Source organism: Streptomyces sp. NPDC004561 (genome assembly GCF_053602155.1).
In genome coordinates this window covers 1-6,384 of the sequence record NZ_JBSGDB010000485.1, presented here as the reverse complement: position 1 = coordinate 6,384, position 6,384 = coordinate 1, and the positions used below count along the sequence as shown (strand labels likewise).

At 76.3% G+C, this 6,384-nt stretch carries 4 protein-coding genes and 2 pseudogenes; 3 read left to right on the top strand and 3 right to left on the bottom strand.

The window, feature by feature from the left end; all coding sequences use genetic code 11:
• Nucleotides 1-2,304: pseudogene (locus ACWEN3_RS38565) on the top strand (SAV_2336 N-terminal domain-related protein); the annotation flags it as partial.
• 168 nt (nucleotides 2,305-2,472) lie between these two features.
• Nucleotides 2,473-3,510 (top strand): rod shape-determining protein, encoded by a 1,038-nt coding sequence (locus ACWEN3_RS38560; protein ID WP_452981029.1) that lies wholly within the window; start codon nucleotides 2,473-2,475, stop codon nucleotides 3,508-3,510.
• Between the two features lie 29 nt (nucleotides 3,511-3,539).
• Here the strand turns inward: ACWEN3_RS38560 and ACWEN3_RS38555 are convergent, their stop codons facing one another.
• Together ACWEN3_RS38555 and ACWEN3_RS38550 are read right to left on the bottom strand one after the other, a co-directional pair.
• The gene (locus tag ACWEN3_RS38555; protein ID WP_452981026.1) at nucleotides 3,540-4,493 is read right to left on the bottom strand and encodes an anti-sigma factor RsbA family regulatory protein; all 954 of its coding nucleotides are present in this window, start codon (nucleotides 4,491-4,493) and stop codon (nucleotides 3,540-3,542) included.
• Nucleotides 4,490-4,813: an STAS domain-containing protein gene (locus ACWEN3_RS38550; RefSeq protein WP_452981023.1), complete on the bottom strand. Its 324-nt coding sequence runs from the start codon at nucleotides 4,811-4,813 to the stop codon at nucleotides 4,490-4,492. The genes ACWEN3_RS38555 and ACWEN3_RS38550 overlap by 4 nt, the downstream gene beginning before the upstream one ends.
• A gap of 171 nt (nucleotides 4,814-4,984) precedes the next feature.
• Here ACWEN3_RS38550 and ACWEN3_RS38545 point away from each other — a divergent pair.
• Nucleotides 4,985-5,656: pseudogene (locus ACWEN3_RS38545) on the top strand (ANTAR domain-containing protein); the annotation flags it as partial.
• A gap of 196 nt (nucleotides 5,657-5,852) precedes the next feature.
• Here ACWEN3_RS38545 and ACWEN3_RS38540 read toward each other — a convergent pair.
• Nucleotides 5,853-6,152: a hypothetical protein gene (locus ACWEN3_RS38540; protein ID WP_452981021.1), complete on the bottom strand. Its 300-nt coding sequence runs from the start codon at nucleotides 6,150-6,152 to the stop codon at nucleotides 5,853-5,855.
• Between the last annotated feature and the right edge of the window lie 232 nt (nucleotides 6,153-6,384).

The following is a 6,384-nucleotide window of genomic DNA, read 5'->3' as shown; positions in this document are numbered from 1 at the left end:
GACGGAAGGCTGTTCGCGGGGCGGTACCGGCTGCTGCGGGAGGCCGGGCCGGGGCGGGGCGGGTGGCTCGCCGAGGACACCCGGGACGGCGACGCGCCGGTCGTGGTGCGCAGGTATCCGGGGCGGTCCCGCACCGGCTTCACGGACCTCTGCCGGCGCCTCGGCGAGGTCCGCCACCCCGGGATCGCGCGGGTCCGCGACCACGGCTTCGACGACGGAACCCCCTACCTGGTCCGCGAGTTCGTCCCCGGGCGGACGCTGCGCGGGCGTCTCGACGGCGCCCCGGGCGAGCTGTCCGCCGACGAGGTCGCCGCGCTGCTCCCGCCGCTCGCCGAGGCGGTCGTCGCGCTGCACGCGCAGGAGGGGCCGCGCGGTGAGCTGAGCGCGGAGTCCGTCGTCCTCACCCCGGACGGACCGGTCCTGACCTGCCTGGACTCCGCGCCGACGGCCGACGGGAGCCGTACGCCGTCCCTGCCGGCGCTCGGGGAGATCGTCAGCGCCCTGTACCACCACTGCTCCGGCGCGCTCCCGGCGGAAGTGGACCGCGCCGCCACCGAGCTGCGGTCCGACGACCCCGGAACCCGGCTGCGCGGCGCCGACCGGCTCCGCCGCCTGCTCCCCCGCCGGGAGGAGTCCACCGGCCGCCCCGAGATCCACTTCACGGCCGGCGAGCTCACCGGCCGGCCCGAGGCCCGCATCACCCTGGAGGCCACGGTGCACGAGATCCTCGCGCGCGGCTCCCTCGGCCCCCGCCAGTACCGGGTGGACGTCCGCCCGGACGGCTACCTCGTGCGCACCGAGCCCGGCGCCTATCTCCTGCCCGTCCTGGTCGCCGTCCTGCGCGAACTCCCGCACTCCCTGTCCCGGCTGGCCGATCCGCCACGGCTCCGGGTGACGTTCGGGCAGCCGCCGGCCCGGCCGCCGGGGACGGCCGCGGACGTCATGGTCGTCGTCCCGCCCGCGTTGTACGACGCCTTCGCCGCCAGCTCGGCCGCGCGGGGCTCCCGCCGCTTCCGGCCGCTCTTCGGCGACGACGCCCCGGACAGCCCGCCCGCCGCCTGGTACTGCGCCCTCCCGCAGGCGTCCCAGGAGCCCGAACGCGACCTGGTCCAGGGCCCCTTCATCACCCACGACCTGCGCGAGCTGGGCATCCCCACCCCGGGTCGCACGGCCGTCGTCCACACCCGGCCCGACGGCCCCCTCACCCTGCTCGACCCGATCCAGCCGTACGGCACGCGTCCGCCGCGTCCCGAGACGTACTACTCGGTCGACCTGACCCCGCGGCAGGCCCGCCGGACGGTGTCCCTGCCCAGCTCCGGCAAGGGCGCGTTCGCCGCCACGGTGGAGCTGTCCTGGCACGTCGACGATCCGGTCGCCTTCGTCCGCGGGCAGCACATCGGCCTCCCCGGGCTCCTGCTGACGCATCTGCGCGCGGCGGCGGCGGTCATCACCGGCGGCCATCCGCTGCGCCGCGCGGGCGCGGCCGAGCGGGCGGTCAACGCGGGGGTGGACGGCTGGCCGGTGCCGGGGCTGGCGGTGTCGTACACCGTACGACTCGTGCCGGAAGGGGCGCCCGCGCCGGTCCCGGAGCCGTCGGCGCCGGCCCGCCGCCGGCCGGCGGCCCTGCTGGCCGGGGCCGAGGCCGTGCTGATCGGCTTCGACGGTCCCCTCGCCCGGCTGTTCTCGGCGCAGACGGCACGCGCGGCCGCTCTCGACCTGCTGTCCGTCGTGGCCGAGCACCGCGATCCCGCGGACGCGATCACGGGCAGGCCGCTGGGCGCCGCGGACGCCGTCCGGGAGGCGTTCACGCATCCGCTGGACCTGCTGCGCGCCTTCGCCCACGACCGGCTCGGCCCGCTGCTGCGGGCACGCCTCGACGAGCTGGAACTCGACGCCGTCCCCGACGCGCCGACCACGCACCGCTCCGTCGCGCTCGTCCGCGCCCTGCACCGGTCCGGCCGTCGTGTCAGCGTGGTGACGGACGTGAGCGGCCCGGCGGTCCAGCGCTGTCTGGAGCCCTACCACCTGCCCCTCGCGGGCATCCACGGCCGGCGCGGCGACCTCGGCCTGCTGACCCCTGACCCCGACTGCCTGCGGCGCGCCCTGAGCACGCTCGGCGCACCGGCGCACACCGGCGTCCTGATCAGCTCCTCGGTCGCCGAACTCACCGCCGCCCAGCAGCTCGGCCTGCGCTTCGTCGGCTACGCCCCCACCGACGCCGGGCGCCGGCGGCTGCGCGAGGGCGGCTGCGAGGCCACCGTCTCCTCCCTCGAACCACTGCTGGAGGTCGCCCGCTCCCTGTGACCAGGCGACACTCCGGGACGGCCCGGAAATACCCCCGTTCAGCGGCACCCCGCCCGGCCCCCCACAAAAGGCGCCCGCCCCGGCGCCCCGCGCAGGATGCAGGGAGAACGAAGGAAGGCCCGCCAACCGGTCGGCCGCCCAAGGCCTGCGCACCCGGGAGGATCTGCCGTGACCGTCAGCCTGGAGAACCTGCGCCGCTGCCACTTCGCCGTCGACCTGGGCGCGGCCCGTACCCGGGTGTACGTGAAGGGCACCGGTCTCGTCGTCGACGAGCCCTCGGTGGCGGCCGTGAACACCCGTAACGGCGCGCTCATCGCGGTCGGCGAGTTCGCGGAGCGGATGACCGGGCGGACACCGGACTACATCAGGGTCGTACGGCCCATCTCCGGCGGCACGGTGGTCGACATCGAGATGGCGCAGCGCATGCTGCGGCAGCTCCTCGGCGACAGGATGCGCCGGACGCTGCGCCGCAAGCCACGGCTGCGCGCGGCCGCGTGCACCCCGCACGACGCCGATCCGCTGGCCCAGCGGGCGACGATCGAGACGCTGGTCGGGCTCGGGGCGCGCCGGGTGGAGCTGGTGGACACGCTGATCGCGGCGGCGGTGGGGTGCGGACTGCCGGTGGAGCGGCCCGAGGCCACCATGATCATGGTGTGCGGGGCGGCGGCCACGCAGGTCGCGGTGCTCTCGCTGGGGTCGATCGTCACCGCCGAGCGGATCCCGGTGGGCGGGGAGGCCGTGGACAACGCGATCGTGCAGCATCTGCGGCACGAGCACGAGCTGATGCTGCCGAGCCACTCCGTACGGCCGCTGCAGCTGGCCCTGTCCGGCAACGGGCTCACCTCGCACGGGCCGGCCCAGACGGAGATCCACGGCCGGGACGTCGCCACCGGTCTCGCCCGCAGCGTACGGATCGACACCGCCGCCGTGCGGGACGCGATCCAGACCCCGCTGACGGCGGTCCTGGACGGCATCGGCAAGGTGCTGCGCGTCTGCCCGCCGGACCTGGTGGCCGACCTCGCCGACCGCGGGATCATCATGGTCGGCGGCTCCGCGCTGCTGCCCGGCTTCGACCAGATGGTGCGGCACGCCACCGGGATGCCCGTGTACATCGCCGAGCGGCCCGACATCTGCGCGGCCCAGGGCCTCGGCATGATGCTGGAGGGCCGGATCGAGCCGCTGGTCCTGAACCCGCTGGCCGCCTGAACCACGCCGGGCTCACGGGGCGCACGGCCTCACGTCGCGAGGTGGCACCGGATCGTGGTGCCGTCCGGACCGGTGTGCGTGCGCACCAGGTCGGCCACGAGGTTGACCAGCAGCAGGCCCCGGCCGCCGCGCTGGTCGCGGGCGGCGGGGCGGCGGCCCGCCAGCGGGTCGGTCAGCCGGCCCCGGTCCCGGACCTCGCACAGCACCTCGCCGTCCTCGGGCCACACCGTGAACGTGCCCGTGCCGCCGCCGTGGATCACGCTGTTGGTGGTCAGCTCGGCGGTGATCAGCGCCAGGTTCTCCAGTCCGGCGCCGGCCAGGCCCAGCCCCGCGCCGTGCTCGGTGGCCAGGTGCCGGACGGCGGAGAGGGAGTGCTCGTCGAAGGCGAGGGCCAGCACCTCGGGACCGGTGCCGGGGGCGGGCGGCAGCGGCTCGTTGTAGCGGGCGACGACGCCCTCGGGGTCGTAGGCCGCGCTGGGGCGTACGGCGGCGGCGCCGCCCGTGACGACGACGGGGTGGGTGGCCTGGGCGTCGGCGAGCGCCCGCTCGTCCAGCCGGGCGGTGTCGTACGGGCACAGGACGGTGACCTCGCGGCCCCGGAACGCGGCGTTGATGAGCGCCTCGTGCTGGACGCAGGCCGGGTACTCGGCCGGGCCGCGGCCGGCCCAGACCGGCTCGCCGATGATCCGCACCCGGCGGCCGGGCGGCTGGGCGTCGGCGAAGGCGCGCAGGACGCCGGGGATGATCCGGCCGGGGTTGCGGCCGGCCTCCCGCATGTCGAGGAACCGCACTCCGTCGCCGTCGCCGCCCAACTCGCCCCGTATCAGCCGCAGGTTCTCACCGGGGACGGCGACCGCGACCGGCTCACCGGCCGCCAGGGCGGCCCGGACGAAGGGGACGGTGCCGGCCAGGTACTGCTGCGTGTCGCCGTAGAAGAGCGCGGGGTGGACGAAGGGCTCGGCGGGTGCGGCCGTCGTGGTCATGACGTCGGCACCTCGATTCCCGGCAGTCCGGGCCACAGCAGCCGCAGGGTGCGCGTCAGGGTGGGCGGCGGGCGGTGCAGCACCAGCCGCCGCTCGCCGAAGCGCCGGCCGGCGTCCGCGAGCGCTCCGGCGCCCGCGACATCGACGAAGGTCAGCTCGGAGAGTTCCAGGTAGTACACGTTCCCGCCGTCCCGTACGGCCCGCTCCAGCGCGCGCTCCCAGACGCCGCGCGTGGGCAGGCTCACCTCGCCCGCCGCCCGGAATCCGGTCCGCCAGGTCAGCGGGTACACCTCGAGTCTCGCCACCGTGCCCGTCGGCACGGCGCCCGTTCTTGTGGGACGCGCCGTTCCGGCCCCGTCCGCTCCCTCTCCCAGTCGCACGGGAACACGGGTGCCCCGTATGCGCCAAGACTTGCCCCTACGGGGTGTAGGTCCGGGCGCCCAGGGCAGGCGACCCGCGTGAGACCCCACGGATCGAACAGGGGGGCATACATGACCTCAGCGGGAGGCACAGCGCACGACGGGCGGCTGGACGCCCTGATCGTCGACGGCCGCACGGAGGGTGACCTGGCCCTTCTCACGGCGCACGGTGAGCTGGTCCGCGGCTGCACGGAGACCCTGGCCGGGACCCTGGCGGCCCTGCCGGCCCAGGTCGCGGGGATCGAGCTGGACGTGGCCGAGGTGTCCTTCATGGACACGACCGGTCTGACGTTCCTGGACCTGCTGACCGAGTACGGCCGCCGTTACGGCGTACGGGTCGGGACCACCGGTTGGCGGGGCCAGCCGCGCCGGGTCCTGGAACTGGTGGGCCTCGACACCACCGACCCGCTGCGCAGCGCGCTGCCCGCCGGCTCCCGCGCCCGGACCGTCTCCGCGGTGGCCCGGGAACGCACCGAGCAGCTGGACGTGCTGCGCCTGGAGATAGAGCAGTTGCGGCACGCGCTCGACTCGCGTCCCGTGATCGACCAGGCCCGGGGGGTCCTGATGGCCGCCCACGGCTGCAGCGCGGACCGGGCCTGGGAGGTGCTGCGGGAGGCGTCGCAGCGGTCCAACACCAAGCTGCGCCAGGTCGCCGCGGCGGTCACGGCGAGCGCGGAGCCCGACGGGCCGCCCCCGCCCGAGCCGTTGCGGACGGCGCTGCGCGCGGCCGTGGCCCGGCACGCCCACTGACCGCCCGGCCGGTGACGTCAGTACGGCAGGATGCGCCCGGAGGGCGTCCTGCGGTCGATCTCCTGCCCGCGCGGCGCGGCGGGCCGCCGGCTGACACGCACTCGGATCCGACGGTCCATGACGCCTCCTTCTGCCGATGCCGGCCGGCGGTGCACACCGGTAGGAGGTGGGTGCCCAGCGAACGGCACGTTCAAGCCCCGCGGGTCCCAAGTCGTCGCGCTTTCTCGGTGGTTGACGATGCGGTCGGCGCGATGCTCGGCGGACTCCGGCAACGGCGCCACCACCGGGCCGGATACCGCCCGAGCACGGGGTCGAGCCGGGCCGCCCGGCGGCCGTTCAGCTCGCGGGAGTGCACTCCGCCGTCCCACCGCCGGACCGTCACGGTGAGGCGGTCGCCGCGCCGGGTGCGCTCGGCCCGGGCGATCTCCGCCCGCTCGAAGTCGGCGGCGGCGCCCGAGACTTCGAGGACGACTCCGGCGGCGTTCACCACGACGGGGGCCTCGCCGTCGGCGAGTACGGCCTCCGGGCTGCCGTACGGGACCTGCGGGGCGGGCGGCGGGGGCGCGGTGATCGTCGGCGTGCACGACGGCCGCGGCGGCGCCGGCCCGGGCGCCCCGCCCGTCCGCCGGTCCAGCGGCTCACCGGGCGCCGGCCGGCCTGCGGGGTCCTTCAGGGCGGGGTTGGCTCACCCCTGGCGCGGAGCGGCGCAGCGGCGGAGTTCG

What these genes read in the sequence shown, in the direction of transcription:
- ACWEN3_RS38555 (WP_452981026.1), bottom strand. Translation starts at nt 4,493, where the DNA reads ATGACCACGACGGCCGCACCCGCCGAGCCCTTCGTCCACCCCGCGCTC.